We start from the raw sequence: 16,468 nt of genomic DNA on the forward strand, positions 1-16,468 counted from the left end.
TTTATAATTACCACTTAATTAATGTAGCACCACAAGTTAATCCTCCACCAAAAGCAACTAACACAATTAAATCTCCAGCCTTTAATTTTCCTTCCTTATTTAAATCTGCTAGTGCTATTGGAACAGATGCTGATGATGTATTTCCAACTTTATTTAAGTTTGTATAAAACTTTTCACTTTCAAGATTAAGCTTTCTTGCAGCATAATCTATTATTCTTAAATTAGCTTGATGAGGAATAATATAATCTACATCATCTAATATGTAGCCTGTATTTTCTAATACTTTATTTATAGAAGTAACCATTGCCTTAGTAGCAAATTTAAATACTTCTCTTCCATTCATTTTAATATATTGATCTTTAATTTTTTCTTCCTTTACAAAAGGATTTATTACACTATTTGCTTCTGCAGTTAATGCATCTCCTTTATCTCCTTCTGAAATTGAATAGGTATTTATGATTCCACTTGCATCATCTTCAGATGCTTTTATGACAGCAGCTCCTCCGCCATCTCCAAAAAGTACGCAAGTACTTCTATCTTTCCAGTCAACAATTTTAGAAAGAGTTTCAGCTCCAACTATAAGGGCATTTTTATATCTACCTGTTTTAAGTAAACTTTCCCCAACTTCTAATGCATAAATAAATCCTGTACATGCTGCATTAATATCAAAGGCTGTTGCATTTATAGCTCCTAATTTCTTTTGAAGAATACATGCAACTGATGGAGTAAATGAATCTGGAGTAATAGTTGCAACTATTATTAAATCCAATTCATTACCTTCAATATTTGATGATGATAGTGCAGCAATTGCTGATTTATAAGCAATACTTGATGTATCTTCACCTTCTGAAATCCTTCTTTCACAAATTCCTGTTCTTTCAATTATCCACTGATGATTTGTTTCTACTAATTCACTTAAATCATCATTAGTAACTATTCTTGAAGGAATATAAGAACCTACACCTTTAATTTTTACTTTCTTCATGATTTTCTCCTTAATTACTTAAGTTATACTCCACTTTGAAGAACTCATTTAATCTTTCTAATGAGGACATAAGAACTTTTTCCTCATCTTCTGATAATCCTTTAATAGTTGCATTAATCATATCGCTATGGAATTTCTCATGTAATCTATACGCAAGCTTTCCTTTTTTAGTTAATTTAATTAAAACAACTCTTCTATCTTCTTCAATTCTTTTTCTCTCTACATATTCTTTTTTAATTAATTTATTAATTGCTGTTGTTAATGTTCCAACAGTAATTTTTAAATCTCCCGCTACTTCAGACATTGTTCTTTCTGTATACATTCCAATTGCTTCTATTGTATGTATTTCTGTTACGGATAAATCATTAATAACTCCTTGTTTTAATGCTCGCTCTTCAATTTGAAGTATATCATTAAAAATTTGTACCAATAACTCATTTAATACTTTTTTATTTTTATCCATTAATAAATCCTCCACACTTTGTATATTCTATATATACTATAAATATTTTTAATGAATAAATCAATGGTGTCAAATATTTTATATTTCAAATTATTTGATAATCAAACTATAATATAAACAAAGTACTTTGTCAATAAAACATTTGCTTATTTTTAGAAAAAACTATGGTATTATTAGTTAATTTTTTATTAAGTAATATTAAATTTATGTATTAATTTATTTAATTATACTTCCACTAAATCCTTCTATAACTTCATTTCCTTCATTTTTTAAAATGTTAATAATCTTCTCTCCACTACAGTGACATAGAGAAAATTTTTTAATGTTTAATTTTTTAAAATCCTCTAAAACTTTCATATTTTCCTCTAAAGAATTCTTTGAAAGATGAATTCCTCCTATTACTTCAATTACTTTCTTTCCTATAATTTTTTGAACTTTTAAAATAATATTAATAATACCTGTATGAGCACAGCCAGTTATAAGTACTACTCCCTCTTCTTTTGCTATTATAAAAACTATTTCTTCTCTAAAATTATCACTTGTAGGTATACCATTGTCTTTTCTATATAATATATCATCATAATCGTTAAGGTTTATTTCTTCTTCTTTAAAATTTTGCAAATTAGAAATTACATACATATTATTTCCAATTTTAAAAATATTATTTATTTCTTTATAATTTATTTTATTTTTTTTAAAAAATTTTTCATCAAAATTAATTCCTATATATTTTTCATAACCATTTTTTAAATGATATTTATTTGATCTATTAAAAAAATTAGCTCCAATTATAACCTTTGGTTTATTTTCCATATTATTAATAAACTCTTTAAAGCCTCCAGCATGGTCATAATGAGGATGACTTAAAATTATATAATCTATTTTTTCAAGGGGTAAGTTTAATTTATTAAAATTTGATAATGCCTTTTCTGTTTGTCCAGTATCAAATAATATATTAAATCCTTCCTCTTCAATAAAATAACACAAACCATGTTCATTATTTAAATTGCTATTTTCTTTTTTATTATTTTCAATAACAGTTGTTATTTTCATAAATTTAATCCTCCTATACTAAAAATTAAAGGCAAAATGATACACTTATATAATATTTTATCACCTGCCTTCTTATTTATTACTTCTATTTATTTTTATATTTATCTTCTATTTCTTTAATCTTTTCTTTATGGTTACTTTCTATATTACAAACTTTCTTTTCGCTTTCTCTATGTATGTCATATATTTTTTTAGATAATTCTGATATTGTTTTATCTGCACTTAACAATTTATTTTCTGTATATATAGTTAGTATGTAAGGCCTTTTAGTAAATATTATTCCAGTATCATGAACACAGGATTTATAATCTCCTATTTTGTGAGCACATACTTCATGTGGTATATTTTTATCTAATCTATCATGAAATACTGTATTTTTCATGTTTTTAATTATATCATCATACATTGGATTCTTTTTAGGATTATTATATAACCTTTCTAAAATAAGTCCTTGTTGCTTTGCTGTTATATAATTTCCTCCATGTTTTTTCTTTTCACCACATATATTTTCTATGTATTTATCAAGATTTCCAGCTGACCTAAGTAACATATGTGTTGCAATATTATCTGAATAAACAATTGCTAGTTTCATTAGTTCTGTATACTTAATAGGTTTTCTAAGTTTAGAAGTATTTCCTTGCAAAACTCCACAACCCTCTTCATAATCACTACTTATATATCTTACACTTCCATTTTTAGAAAGCTTTCCTTCATGAATCTTATCTGCTATATCCATAACTAATGAAACTTTTATTGTGCTAGCTGCAAGAAAGGACTTGTCTCCATTATGTTCATATGTATTATTTGAAACTAAATCTTTATAATAAATTCCATAATCCTTTGAATCCTTTACATATTCATTTATTGTATCCTTAACCTCTGTAAATTCTTTATCATAAACTACTTTTATTTCCTTGTCTTTTTTTATTTTTTCTTCATCTTTTAATTTACTACATTGATTAATAGTATTTTTTTTGAATTCATACTTTTTAGGAGTGGCAAAAAACTTTACTCCTTTAGCTCTTCCTAAAATAATAATTAAAGATACTGCAGTTATTGTGGATATTGTTAATATTCTCCTTCTTTTTTCCATATTATCTCCTCCAATTATATTATATCAAAAAATTTGACAAAAAATATAATTTAACATAAAAATAACCTATGCATTTAAAATACATAGGTTATTTTTATTAATCTGGCATAAGAACAAATCTTAAAATAAATAATACTGCAAATATGTATAAAAGTTTATGTACTTCTTTACCTTTTCCTGTAGCTATCTTTCCTATTGGATAGAAAATCATTCCTATTGCAATTCCATTAGCTATTGAATAAGTAAAAGGCATCATTGCTATAGTAAAGAATGCTGGAACTGCTTCAGTAAAATCTGAAAAATCAATTTGAGTAACTGCACTCATCATAAGTATACCAACAATAATTAAAGCTGGTGCTGTTGCACTTTGAGGCACTATTCCAACTAATCCACTAAAAAATAATGATAATATAAGCATTATGCTTACTACAACATTTGAAAGCCCTGTTCTTGCTCCTGCTGCTATTCCAGATGCTGATTCAACTACTGTTGCAAGAGTTGTTGTTCCAAGTATAGCACCACAAGTTGTTCCAACTGCATCAGAAGTAAGAGCCTTTCTTAAATTTTTAACTTCTCCATCAGCTTCAATCATACCAGAACTTTGAGCTGTTCCAAGTAATGTGCCAATTGTATCAAAAAGATCTACTAAACTTAATGTAATTACAACCATAAATACAGTAAGTAAAGCTCCTAAAACTCCACCACCGTTACTTGTTAATAATCCCTTTAAATCCATTGCAAAAAATGTGCTTCCTATAGTCGGCATTGAAAAAATCTTCATTCCTTGAAGATTTGTAACACCCATTGGAATCCCTATTAATGTTGTAACAATTATTCCAATAAGCATTGCACCTGTAACTCTTTTAGCCATAAGAATAACTCCAATTATTAATCCTATTATAGTTAAAATAACTGCTTTGTTAGTAAAATCTCCAAAGGCTACTAAAGTTCCTTCATTTGCAACAACTATTCCACCACTTTTTAATCCTATTAAAGCAATAAAAAGCCCTATACCTGCTGTTATTGCAAACTTTAAATTTTTAGGAATTGCCTGTACTATCTTTTCTCTAATAGACGTTAAAGTAATAATTATAAATAAAATTCCTGAAATAAATACTGCTGCTAATCCCTGTTGCCATGAGAAATTTAATTTTAAACATATGTTATAAGCAAAAAAAGATACTAGACCTAATCCTGGTGCTAACACAAAGGGTAAATTAGCATGAAATGCCATTATTAATGTTCCAACAGCTGCTGCTATACAAACAGATGCAAAAGCAGATGCAATAATTGGATCATGAGCCATTGTAAGATTTGCTGCTGCATCCCCTTTAAGTCCTGCTGAATTCATTCCTCCCATCTTTAATATGTTTGGAATTACTAAAAGTGCATATGCAAAAGTAACAAAGGTTGTTAATCCTCCAATTATTTCTGTCTTCACATTTGTTTTGTTTTCTTTAAGTTTAAATACTTTTTCTATAATGTTTTTCATTACTGTCCTCCATTTTTTATTTTAAAACAAAAAAACTAGTAGGTTTTAGATAAACCAATACTAGTTTTAAAATTCACTTTGTTTTTTACCCATAGTGAAAAAATTAATGGTTTTCTCATAGAAACATCTGAACCTTATTATCAGACTTATATGGGGCTATATTCTTTTCCAACTATTATACTATAATGCTATAGGATTTTTCAATGTAATTATTTTCCTAAAGCAAATATAATGTAAGTGCAAATGCGAAAAATAATATTGCTAATACAACTAAAATTATAGGAAGCCTGAAAAATTCCATTTTTTCATCTACATAAAAATCCTTAGTCTTCTTTCTATTGTAAACGATTTTAATTTTATCTCCAATCGCTAAAGCTTTTTCACCTTTAATATCGTTATGAACAAAGGTTATCTTCTCTCCATCTAAAGTAGTAAATTCAATTACAGGTCTATACAAAGTTATAAATGTAGCTTGATTAAACTCATCTAATATAGCTTCATTACATTCTTTAATATCTATTACCTTTCCTAATACCCTTATTCCATTTTTATAAACTTTATATTTAATAAAAAATAAAACTACTGAAATCACAAGTAATAAAATACCTATAATTAATAAAACATGAGCTTCCATTTTTCTCCCTCCATTATAGCAAAATAATATTTAATACATCATATGTTGTTATTTTGCATAATGTGAAAAATATAATTAAAGCCATGTTTTAAATGGTGTTGTTTTTAGATAGCCCTACAAAGACTTACTTAATTACAAAAAAATTTTGTATTAAGCTGATCTTACAGTTCTATCTAAAACAAACACTAATTTAAATATAAAATTTTATATATTTAAATTACTTTTATAATACTTTATAATTTCTCTAACTTCTGAATGAACTTCTTTAAATCTATATCCACCAATTCCTATTATATTTTTTATATTCATTGTTAGATTCATCCACTTATTATAAGGGGAAGTTTCTTCCCTATCTTCCTTTTTATCTACAATTGCTTCAGTTTTAAATTCATCTTCAATAGAATTTAAAATTTCTTTTAAACTTATCTTGCCAAAACAGGCTGCATTTATTGGAGAATGTATATCTTTATCTAAAAGCCAAGCTAAAAATACTCCTGCTTCATTTTGGGTTATCATATTCATATAAGAACTTAATTTAGTAGAATAGATAGTTTCTCCATTTTTTACTTCTTTAATATATGTTAAAAGCCTTTCTGTATAATCATCTTTTCCTATAACTACAGGAAATCTAACAGCTATTACTTTAAACTTAGCATTTTTATATGTTACAGCTTCCATTAATCTTTTGCCTTCTCCATATGAAAAATCTTCTCTTTCTCCCATAACTATATTATATTTATTTGGATTAAAACATTTTTCACTTATATTATTTCCATAATTATATACAGCTATTGAAGAAACAACTATATATTTATTAGTCTTTCCTTCTAAAACTTTGCACATTCTCATTCCATCATTTGGACTATATGAAATAGTATCATAAACTACATCATATTTTTTACCTTTTAAGGAGTTTATTAAAGCGTTTTCATCTCTTTTATCTACAATTATACGCTTAACTTTATCTTTAAAATCATCCTTTCTTCTTCCCCTTGTTGCTATTGTTACCTCATGTCCATTAATTAAAAGCTCTTTTACAAGCTCCTTTCCAAAAAACCTCGTCCCACCAAATACCAACACTCTACTCATAGCAAAAATCCTTTCAAATTAATATAATAATAAAAATCTCATATCTTGCTTAATTATATGATAACATATGTAAATATATTATCCAATTAACAAAGTAACTTATATAAAAAGCAACTCAAAATATTTGAGCTGCTTTTTAAAATAAGAAATATTCAATAATCATTTTAAATGAAAGAAGTATAACAATTGGAACAAGTATAACAGATAAAATCATGTATCTGCTTGCTTTTTTATTTATTTCTCTTAATTTATCTTCATCACAATTTTCTCTTTTTGCCTTTTTAAATGTAACTATAGACATTATAAAAAATGTAATCATAACTATAATAATAATTGCTAATAAAACTAATGTTAGCATAATATAATCCCTCCTAACCTATACCTACATATTATCATATTTTCACTTAAATTTTAAATCTTATATTTAAATCTAGAGTATTTTTTTCATATGTTGTAGAATGTATAATATATTAATTTAATAAACTAGGAGGTATCTTATGAAACCATTATTATATTTAGTAGTTGGACTACCTTTAATATTTGTAATTATTTTAATTACCCATAATGTTATTAAAATAAAAAAATCTAGAGATGAAGCTTTAAATAAGAAAAATAATATAAAATAAAAAATGAAACCCTACTAAATTTATTATTAATAGGGTTTCATTTTTATTTTAATGCCACAAATATCATATATAAAGTTAACAATAAACTGATAGGAACTAATATAACAGAGGCGATCATATACTTCTTTGCTTTTTTACCTTCAACCTCCATATCACCTTTGCCTTCAGCAACTTTTCTAAAAATACTTGATGCTATAAAGAATAATATTAACATTATAATAACTATAATTATATTTGCAATTACTAGGTATACCATAAATATACTCCTCCTCAGTTTAAAAAATCTTACTTTAATATATTAACATATTTATTTATATTTAATTTGTTAACTTAATGAGAATTATCCTAAAGTAAATACCATATCAGTATTGTTACTTAAATCTTCTCTATATACATAACCCTCTTCATTAAATTTCTTCAATCCTGAAACATCATTTATTTTATTTTTCATAATAAATGTTGCCATTAATCCTCTAGCTCTCTTTGCATGTACAGTTACAACTTTATACTTCCCATTTTTAAACTCTTTAAATACAGGATTTATTACTATAACTTTATTCATCTTAGAAAGTTTTGCAGATTTTGAATATTCATTAGATGCTAAGTTTACTAAAATATCACTTTCACTTTCTTTTATATCCTTTAATAATAGCTTGTTTATTTTATCTTTCCAAAAAGAATATAAGTCTTTATCCTCTCCAATAGTTAATTTAGTTCCCATTTCTAATCTATAACTAGATATTATATCTAAAGGTCTTAAAACTCCATAAAGACCTGATAAAATTCTTAAATGATTATTTGCATATTCTAAATCTTCTTTAGAATAGGATTCTATATTAAGTCCTCTAAAGGCTTCACCATTAAATCCTAAAATAGCAGGAAATGAGTTCTCCTCCTTTTCTATAGTCCATTTATGAATATTAAAAAAAGTATCATCTCTTAATTTTTCTGAAATTTTCATTAAAGAAGCTAATTCATCTGGATTAAACTCTTTTAATCTTTTATTTAATTTCTTTGCTTCCCTTTTAAATCTTACTTCTGTTAAATCTATATTATAATTTAATTTTTTTATTTCTATTTTTTTTGCTGGTGATAAAATTACTATCATATTTTCCTCCTATTGCTTACTTTCTTAAATAAAATAATAACATAAATACTTTATAATTTGTTTTTTAATTTCTTAAATGTATCCTATTGACAAAAAAAATCATAAGAGTTAAGATTTATTTAAATCACAGATATATAAATCCATTGATAAGGAGAAGTAATTAAATTTAGGTTCAGTAAAGAGAGCTTTAAGTATTTTGGTGAGAACTTAGCAAGAAAGAATTTAATGAATGGACCTTAGAGGAATAAGGGGAAATCTTTAAAAAAAGAGAGTATCTTATATCGTTTACCTTACGTTATAAAGGTTAGAGTATGTCAGTACTTGAAATTAAGAGGTATAATAAACTAAAATATTTAATTTATTATGCAAATTAGGTGGTACCGCGGATATTATCTCCGTCCTATTTATTTAGGACGGAGTTTTTTTTTATTATTTTTTAATTATGAGAGGAGTTTTTAATATGAAAAAAGAAATAATGCTTACAGGAGATAGACCAACTGGCAAATTACATTTAGGACACTATGTAGGTTCTCTTAGAACTAGATATGAATTACAAGAAACAGGAAATTATGAAAATTTTATTATGATTGCAGACCAACAAGCTTTAACTGATAACGCTAGAAACCCAGAAAAAATAAGAAATAGCCTATTAGAGGTAACTTTAGATTACTTAGCTGTTGGAATAGATCCAGCTAAAACAACAATTTTTGTACAATCTCAAATACCTGAATTAAATGAATTAACAATGCACTATTTAAATTTAGTTACTCTTTCAAGACTTGAACGTAACCCTACTATAAAAGAGGAAATAAAATTAAGAGGATTTAATACAAGCATTCCAGCTGGATTTTTAGTATATCCAGTAAGCCAAACTGCTGATATTACAGCCTTTAAAGCAACTAAAATTCCAGTTGGAGAAGATCAATTACCTATGATTGAACAAACTAGAGAAATTGTTAGAAGCTTTAATGCAATTTATGGTGATGTATTAGTAGAACCTGAAGCTTTAATTCCACAAACTAGCTGTGCAAGATTACCTGGTATTGATGGAAAGGCTAAAATGAGTAAATCCCTTGGAAATGCAATATATCTTTCAGATGAGGCTGATGTAATAAAAGAAAAAGTTATGAGTATGTATACAGATCCAAATCATATAAAAGTTTCAGATCCTGGAGAAGTTAAAAACAATCCAGTATTTATGTATCTAGATGCCTTTGGAAAGGATAAAAAGTATATAGAAGAACTTAAACTTCAATATGCACAAGGTGGTCTTGGGGATGTTAAAGTAAAAAGATATTTAAATGATGTTTTACAAGCTGAACTTGAACCAATTAGAAATAGAAGAAAAGAATTTGCAAAGGATAAAGAACTTTTATATAAAATACTTTTAGATGGCAGCAATAGAGCTCGTGAAACTTCTTCAAAAACTCTTACTGAAGTTCGTGATGCAATAGGTATAAATTATTTTACTAAATAAATATTTAAATTCTTCTTTCTAAAAAATAAAAGTTGTATGAAATAAATTTTTCATACAACTTTTATTTTAAAAGAATTAACCATATACCTCATTTTAAATCTCTCCTTAAAATTTATAATACAAACTTTCTAATTGCCTTTGCTACCCCATCATTTACATTTGTATCTGTAATATAACTTGCTGCCTTTTTTACATCTTCTGTTCCATTTCCCATAGCAACTCCAACTCCTGCATATTTAATCATAGATAAATCATTTTCACTATCACCAATACACATTACATCTTCTCTATTAATTCCAAAATATTTTGCAAGAGCCTTTGCAGCTTCCCCCTTACTACTTCCCTTTTTCATAATTTCAAAATTATCATTCCATGATGAAACAATTTCTATATTCCTATCTAAACTTTCTAATTCTTTTCTTGCTTTAATAAGTTTATCCTTTTCTAATTCACTTGAACAAACGCCTTTAAGAATTTCTCCATTATATTTTTCTATTTCTTTATTTATGTCCTTAGAAACTATAAGTTTAACTTTTTCATCTTCTTTTAATGTTTTATTTAATATTTTATAAACATGATTTTCTGGAAGTTCTTCCTCTGAAATTATTCCAAAATTTGCTGTAAGATATGCCTTTAAACCATACTTTTTAGTTACATCAAAAAATAATTTTATATCATCTATATCTAGTGGATTATTATATATAACTTCATCATTATATCCAATAAATGCTCCATTTGATGCTATTATTGGAGTATCTAATCCAATTTCCTTTGAGTAAAGTTTTGCACAATCATAAATTCTTCCAGTAGTTATTGCAACTTTTACTCCTTTTGCTACTGCTTCTTCTATAGCCTTTTTATTTTCCTCTGATACTATTTGTTGATCCTTTAAAAGGGTACCATCCATATCTATACAAATTAATTTAATAGCCATATAAATACCTTCTTTCTTCTGTCTTTCTCTACATTTATATTATAATCATATTTTATATAAGTAAAATATCAGTTTATTTATTTTATAAATAGGTAAAAACCTATTAAAAATAAAGAGACTGTTTAAAAACAACAATGAAAAAGTATACAAAAATTTAAATCTTTAACAAATTTTATTTTAAACTTTTTCTTTATTTTTAATACAGTCTCTTTTAAATTATTTTATTTTTCTAAATCCTATAACTGCAGCTCCAATTGCACCTGCAAATTGACTTAATTTATGAGTATGCACTTTTTTATTTAAGTAGCTTTCTAATGTTTCCTTAAAAACCTTTGAAGTTGCAAGTCCACCACTAAAAAATACATCTCCTTCTATATTTAGCCTTTGTGCAAAATTTGAAGTTCTCTTACTTATAGAATGAACTACTCCAAGGGCTATATCTCCTCTGTCTACATCATTTGCAAGAAGGCTTATTATTTCACTTTCTGCAAAAACAGTACACATACTTGATATACTAACTGGAGTTTTACCCTGTACAAATTCATCAATATTATTAATATCCTCTTCTAAAATTCTCATCATAACATCAATAAATCTACCTGTACCTGCTGCACATTTATCATTCATTAAAAAATCTACAACATTTAAAGACCTATCTAATAAAATAGCCTTTGAGTCTTGTCCTCCAATATCAATAACAGCTCTAATATCTGGATTTAAAAAAGCTGCTCCCTGAGCATGACAAGTTATTTCTGTTATCTTTTTATCTGCTTCTTTTAAAAGATTTCTTCCATAGCCTGTACTTACTACATATTTTACAGAATCACTATAAAGTTCATTAAAAACTTTATAAATACTCTCCTTTGGTTTTGCTGCTGTTTTTATAATTAAAGTCTTTACTATATCCTTGCCATCATATAAAACACCTTTTGTTGTTGTTGATCCTGAATCAATCCCTAAAGTATAAGTATTCATAAAAATTCCTATAGCATTTCAATAAATGCAGCCATTCTAGTATTTAATTGACCAATATCAGCTTCTGAGAAATCAGTTTCAACACTCATATAAGGTTTATTCTTTTCATCATTTACAAATCTCTTAATTGATAAAGTTTCAACATTATATGTGTGGCAAGCTGTTAATATAACATCAACAACTGCATCAACTTTATATTCATCAATCATTCTATCTAAAAGTTTTATTCTATTTGGATTTGGTGTCATACAAGAACATCCAATATTTAAATATTTACGAGCTAATGCATCATAAACATCAGGATTATCTTCATCAACTAAATCTTCAACAGCCTTTGCTCCACTACAATTTTCAAAAGCAACAACATGTCCCCCATTATCTTCAATTGCTTTAATAACCTTAGCTGTTGCAGCACCTATTGGACATCCTGTAATTAGTATACGTGGCTTTTTATCATATTTCTTTTCCTTTTCATATTCAGCATTAATCTTTTCGATTAATTCATCCATTTGAGCTGGAATTTTATCTCTTTCAAAGCTAAAGGTTGTTCCAGTTAAAACATTAAATATATCTTGTCCAAGTACTGGAACTGGCTCCTTTTTTGCAAGCTCATAAAATCTCTTTAATGCTTTTCTCTCATTATTTTTTATTTTAATTGCCTTTTTAATATCTTCTTCTGTTATTTTTACACCAAACATTTCTTCAAGAGCTTCTTTAAGTCTTATAATTTCATTTTTCCAAAGCTTTAATCCATCTTCTGTTTGAGAATTTGGAAGTTGCATAACATGTACAGGCTTAAATTCTGAAAGATACTCATACATTTTTTTCTTTCCATCACAAGTTGTTTCTCCTATTACTAAATCTGAAAAATAAAAGAAAGGACATTTATCAGTTTTTCCAAAGCCATAACTTGACTTAATTAAAGGACATAAATTACGTGGTAAATCCTTTTCTGCATCTGGTATTGTTTCATCTGAACTTGCACAAAGAGACACTGAAGCAGCACCCATAGCTAAAGCTAACTCCTGTGGAAAATATGTACAAAATACACCTATTAACGGAATATCTTTATCCTTTAATTCCTTTGCTTTTATAAAAGCATTTCTTCTTCCTTCTCCAAATTCCTTAAATACTTCTGGTAAATTTTTTTGTAAATCCATAATTTCTAAACTCCCCTTTACAAATTATTTTAAATATATTAATTCATATAATAATGTTAACGTATTCACATAGATAATACCATAATTTTCATAATTTTATTGTAATATTTAAATTAGTTTTCTATTAATTAACAATTCTCTTCTTATCTATCTTTAATTAAATTTCTATATTCCTTCATAATAGTTGATATTTCTTCTTTACTCCTTAAAATTCTAAATAAATTTAAATTTATTTTTGTTTTAAAATATTTTACTTATATTTAATATTTTCTTTAAATATACTTACTATATAAAATATTTAAAATGTTATTAATTATACTAACTTCATATAAATAATTTATATATAAAATTTTAAAAGGAGGACTATAATTTTGAATAATATAAAAGATGACAATATACAAAAAAATCTACTAGAATTAGAAAACTCTTTAAATGATGGAGAGATAATAAAAGGATATTTTGAGTCATTAAATTATAGTGCTGAAAAAGAAAGAAAAAGTCCTATTTCTGGGCCAAATACCTTTAAATATTTATTTGTTGATGAATGGATATGGAATACTATCTTTGTACTAACTAATAAAAAATTATATTTAATTAATACAAGAGAAGACTTCTCTAAAGTTTCTTTAAATGCAATTCCTTTAGAAGATATAGAATTTATAAATATAATGATGCATAATGAGAAAGCTATACTAGAATTAAAAATTAAGGGAGAATATGAAATACAATACAAACCATTTTCAAATGATTATTTAGATGTAATTAGAAATTTAGATAATGTAGATGTTTTTGAAAATAAAGAATTTAAACAAATAAATGCTAACACATCTATAGCTTTGTATGCTACATTTTGTATAATAATACTTGCCATTATTATTATTTCATATATAAACTAGCTTTAAATAAGTCCTAAGTAATTACTTATAAATTTAAAAGTACTGTTTAGTTAAAATCAGTACTTTCTTTTATTTAAATATTAAGTTTTTTGAAAACTTTAGGACTAATTTTAACACTAAAATAAGCTGATAAAAGTCCTAAAGTCATTCCTCCTAAAACATCCGTAAAATAATGGACCCCTATATAAATTCTAGAAAATGCTGCAATTAAAGCAAATATCCCAATAAAAATACTATACTTATTTTTACTAAATAAAAAAGCTCCAAATACTGCAAAAGCTAAAGCTGCATTTCCTGATGGAAAAGAAAAAGAAGTTGGTATCTTGCCTATAATTTCATATCCATAGGTTACAAAAGGTCTTTCTCTCCCAACTAAATGTTTAAGTATTCCTTCTCCTAATATAAGTGTTATTAAAAATGAAATTCCTACAACTATTCCAAGTTTTCTAGTCTTTTTTATACATAGTAATACTATTATTAAAATAATCCATATATACAATGACTTCTCAATAAAATAATTAGTAAATAATGTATCTAAAAAGTTCCCCCTTATACTTCTAATTGAATCAATAAAAAATAAATCTATATTCATAAATTAACTTGTCTCCTATAATTAAACAGCATTTTTTTATTTCTCTACAATAAGGACTATTTGGCTATGTTTTTCTCTAAATGAAATTTTAAAATCACTAAATATGTCTTTAATTAAATTTATCATATAATTCTTTTCTTTTGCTCTAAACTTAAAGCCAATTTTATCTCCAAGTTCCTCCTGCTTTTTATTTTTATTAGCAAAAGGTAATATAATATGTACTCTTCCTGAAAATGTAGCTGCCATCTTATGTATTCCAATATATAATTTCTTTAAATCTTCATCACTTAAAAATTCTGCAAATCCATTACAAGAAACTATTAAATTATTTTGATTTTCAAATTCTTTTATATAAGATTCTTTATTTAAATAATCAAATATAGACATATTACATCTTTTTATTCTTGATTTATCACCAAAAATATTTTTACTTAGTTTTTCATTGTTACTTAACCACTTTAAATCAATATCTATATTTAAAATATCATATTCTTTATGTAAAACATTTTCTCCTAAAATATTATTCATTCCTAAAATTATTCTTTCTATCTCTAAGCTGTCAAATCCCCCACCACAACCAATATCAATGAAAGCAAATGAATCTTTATATTCAAATATGTACTTCTTTATTATATTTTTAATTGAATTTTCTATTTCTCTTCTTCTCCAAGTTATAGGTGGTGCTACTACATTTAATATCTTGCTATCAAAGTTAGAACCAAAAATCCCCTTTTGTGGCTTATTTAAAATTGAATAAAAAGTAACCTCTTCAGTTCCAGGTCTTTTAGACATAACATTAGCGAAAACACTTAATTTCGTTAAGATTTTACCCATTAAAGTTAATGAATATGGTGACTTTGGAAGATCCTTATCCTTAAAACTACTTAAAAAAACTTTCTTATTATCTTTATTAAAATAAAATGCAGAGTCCTCTATTGATAAATATTGCCACATATTTTTCTCTTCATTTATTTTTTGCCATGCTGATAAAATTTCAGAATTTCTTTCCTTCATACTTTTCCTCCCTTTCTAATAACTAATTTTAAATTTCACTTATTATTTTCATTTAATAATGATTATTATATGACTTATACATTTTATAACATAATGCCTACTATAAAAATGACGGTTGTCATCTTTTTTATATTTTTATGTTATAATCATTAATATTAAATATAGTAATTGAGGTAAAGTATGAATTTAATAAATTTAAGACATGATTTAATAAAAGAGCTTAAACCATTTATAGAAAATAAAATTAAATTAAAAGATAAAATGTCTATATGGGAACAGGAATCTGAAAGAGATAAATTAATTATTGTTTTAGATGGTACAGTAAAAGCTTCTCATATGCTTCCAAACTCTAAGGAACTTTTGCTTGGAATTTATAAATCTGAAGTAATTATATTTCCAGCTATTTTTAATATGGAAAATAATTTTTCATCCCTTTTTAAAATAAGTACTTTAACAGAATGTACTATTGGAACTATATCAATAAATACATTAAAAAATATAATAGATAAAGACATTAATATTCTTAGAAACCTATGTTTATATCATGATTATCTATGCCAAAAAATATTTTTGCAGCTTAGGGATATTAGTATATATGATAAAAAGATATCTTTATTTTCTATACTTATACGTTTGTACAATACATATGGAATAGAAACAAAGGCTGGCTTTAAAATAAATACAAAACTTTCTAATATAATTTTATCTGAATACATAGGAACTACCCCTGAAACTATAAGTAGATTGATTTCTAAATTGAAATCTGAAAATTTAATTGATTTTAATAGAGGTTATTTAACTATTAAGGATCTAAATTATCTTAAGGAAACTTTAGGATGTTCAAAGTGTAATGAAAATCTATGTTTGTTTTAGTTTA

General features: G+C 25.6%; 19 protein-coding genes, 1 riboswitch and 1 other annotated feature. Of the genes, 4 read left to right on the plus strand and 15 right to left on the minus strand.

Going from position 1 to position 16,468, the window contains the following annotated elements:
* Positions 1-7: 7 nt before the first annotated feature.
* From J2S18_RS00340 to J2S18_RS00375, 8 genes are all read right to left on the minus strand, one after another.
* The gene (locus J2S18_RS00340; RefSeq protein ID WP_307481741.1) at positions 8-985 is read right to left on the minus strand and encodes a beta-ketoacyl-ACP synthase III; all 978 of its coding nucleotides are present in this window, start codon (positions 983-985) and stop codon (positions 8-10) included.
* 10 nt (positions 986-995) lie between these two features.
* The gene (locus J2S18_RS00345) at positions 996-1,448 is read right to left on the minus strand and encodes a MarR family winged helix-turn-helix transcriptional regulator (RefSeq protein ID WP_307481743.1); all 453 of its coding nucleotides are present in this window, start codon (positions 1,446-1,448) and stop codon (positions 996-998) included.
* 216 nt (positions 1,449-1,664) lie between these two features.
* Positions 1,665-2,501 (minus strand): MBL fold metallo-hydrolase, encoded by an 837-nt coding sequence (locus tag J2S18_RS00350; RefSeq protein WP_307481746.1) that lies wholly within the window; start codon positions 2,499-2,501, stop codon positions 1,665-1,667.
* Positions 2,502-2,586: 85 nt separating this feature from the next.
* Positions 2,587-3,594, minus strand: a complete 1,008-nt coding sequence (locus J2S18_RS00355) for a serine hydrolase (RefSeq protein ID WP_307481748.1) — start codon at positions 3,592-3,594, stop codon at positions 2,587-2,589.
* A 97-nt stretch (positions 3,595-3,691) separates the two neighbouring features.
* On the minus strand, positions 3,692-5,086 hold the full coding sequence (locus J2S18_RS00360) for an NCS2 family permease (RefSeq protein WP_307481751.1): 1,395 nt from the start codon (positions 5,084-5,086) through the stop codon (positions 3,692-3,694).
* A 72-nt stretch (positions 5,087-5,158) separates the two neighbouring features.
* A riboswitch (purine riboswitch) is annotated at positions 5,159-5,260 on the minus strand.
* A 43-nt stretch (positions 5,261-5,303) separates the two neighbouring features.
* The gene (locus J2S18_RS00365; protein WP_307481753.1) at positions 5,304-5,720 is read right to left on the minus strand and encodes a DUF3592 domain-containing protein; all 417 of its coding nucleotides are present in this window, start codon (positions 5,718-5,720) and stop codon (positions 5,304-5,306) included.
* Between the two features lie 204 nt (positions 5,721-5,924).
* Entirely contained in the window at positions 5,925-6,809 is an 885-nt protein-coding gene (locus J2S18_RS00370; protein ID WP_307481755.1) for an NAD-dependent epimerase/dehydratase family protein, read from the minus strand.
* A gap of 136 nt (positions 6,810-6,945) precedes the next feature.
* Positions 6,946-7,167, minus strand: coding sequence for a hypothetical protein (locus J2S18_RS00375; protein ID WP_307481758.1), 222 nt, complete (start codon positions 7,165-7,167; stop codon positions 6,946-6,948).
* 139 nt (positions 7,168-7,306) lie between these two features.
* On the opposite strand from J2S18_RS00375, the gene J2S18_RS00380 reads away from it, so the two are divergent.
* On the plus strand, positions 7,307-7,435 hold the full coding sequence (locus J2S18_RS00380) for a hypothetical protein (protein ID WP_307481760.1): 129 nt from the start codon (positions 7,307-7,309) through the stop codon (positions 7,433-7,435).
* A 43-nt stretch (positions 7,436-7,478) separates the two neighbouring features.
* On the opposite strand, the gene J2S18_RS00385 is transcribed toward J2S18_RS00380, so the two are convergent.
* Positions 7,479-7,691: a hypothetical protein gene (locus J2S18_RS00385; RefSeq protein WP_307481762.1), complete on the minus strand. Its 213-nt coding sequence runs from the start codon at positions 7,689-7,691 to the stop codon at positions 7,479-7,481.
* An 84-nt stretch (positions 7,692-7,775) separates the two neighbouring features.
* A complete protein-coding gene (yaaA, locus tag J2S18_RS00390) occupies positions 7,776-8,543 on the minus strand; it encodes a peroxide stress protein YaaA (RefSeq protein ID WP_307481765.1) in 768 nt (255 codons plus the stop codon).
* Between the two features lie 134 nt (positions 8,544-8,677).
* Positions 8,678-8,949: a binding site (T-box leader), on the plus strand.
* Between the two features lie 54 nt (positions 8,950-9,003).
* Here yaaA and trpS point away from each other — a divergent pair.
* The gene (gene trpS, locus J2S18_RS00395) at positions 9,004-10,020 is read left to right on the plus strand and encodes a tryptophan--tRNA ligase (protein ID WP_307481768.1); all 1,017 of its coding nucleotides are present in this window, start codon (positions 9,004-9,006) and stop codon (positions 10,018-10,020) included.
* A 112-nt stretch (positions 10,021-10,132) separates the two neighbouring features.
* Here the strand turns inward: trpS and J2S18_RS00400 are convergent, their stop codons facing one another.
* From J2S18_RS00400 to J2S18_RS00410, 3 genes are all read right to left on the minus strand, one after another.
* Positions 10,133-10,954 carry a Cof-type HAD-IIB family hydrolase gene (locus J2S18_RS00400; RefSeq protein ID WP_307481770.1) on the minus strand — a complete coding sequence of 274 codons (822 nt, stop codon included), beginning with the start codon at positions 10,952-10,954 and terminating at the stop codon, positions 10,133-10,135.
* Positions 10,955-11,170: 216 nt separating this feature from the next.
* Positions 11,171-11,929, minus strand: coding sequence for an acyl-CoA dehydratase activase (locus J2S18_RS00405; RefSeq protein ID WP_307481772.1), 759 nt, complete (start codon positions 11,927-11,929; stop codon positions 11,171-11,173).
* 8 nt (positions 11,930-11,937) lie between these two features.
* On the minus strand, positions 11,938-13,089 hold the full coding sequence (locus tag J2S18_RS00410; protein ID WP_307481774.1) for a double-cubane-cluster-containing anaerobic reductase: 1,152 nt from the start codon (positions 13,087-13,089) through the stop codon (positions 11,938-11,940).
* Between the two features lie 371 nt (positions 13,090-13,460).
* Here J2S18_RS00410 and J2S18_RS00415 point away from each other — a divergent pair, with 371 nt between their 5' ends.
* Positions 13,461-13,985, plus strand: coding sequence for a hypothetical protein (locus J2S18_RS00415; RefSeq protein ID WP_307481776.1), 525 nt, complete (start codon positions 13,461-13,463; stop codon positions 13,983-13,985).
* 73 nt (positions 13,986-14,058) lie between these two features.
* Here the strand turns inward: J2S18_RS00415 and J2S18_RS00420 are convergent, their stop codons facing one another.
* Positions 14,059-14,577 carry a phosphatase PAP2 family protein gene (locus J2S18_RS00420; protein ID WP_307481780.1) on the minus strand — a complete coding sequence of 173 codons (519 nt, stop codon included), beginning with the start codon at positions 14,575-14,577 and terminating at the stop codon, positions 14,059-14,061.
* A gap of 36 nt (positions 14,578-14,613) precedes the next feature.
* A complete protein-coding gene (locus tag J2S18_RS00425) occupies positions 14,614-15,591 on the minus strand; it encodes a hypothetical protein (protein ID WP_307481783.1) in 978 nt (325 codons plus the stop codon).
* A gap of 180 nt (positions 15,592-15,771) precedes the next feature.
* On the opposite strand from J2S18_RS00425, the gene J2S18_RS00430 reads away from it, so the two are divergent.
* A complete protein-coding gene (locus tag J2S18_RS00430) occupies positions 15,772-16,464 on the plus strand; it encodes a Crp/Fnr family transcriptional regulator (RefSeq protein WP_307481786.1) in 693 nt (230 codons plus the stop codon).
* Positions 16,465-16,468: the final 4 nt, after the last annotated feature.

Source organism: Eubacterium multiforme (assembly GCF_030813415.1).
Taxonomy (GTDB): domain Bacteria; phylum Bacillota; class Clostridia; order Clostridiales; family Clostridiaceae; genus Clostridium; species Clostridium multiforme.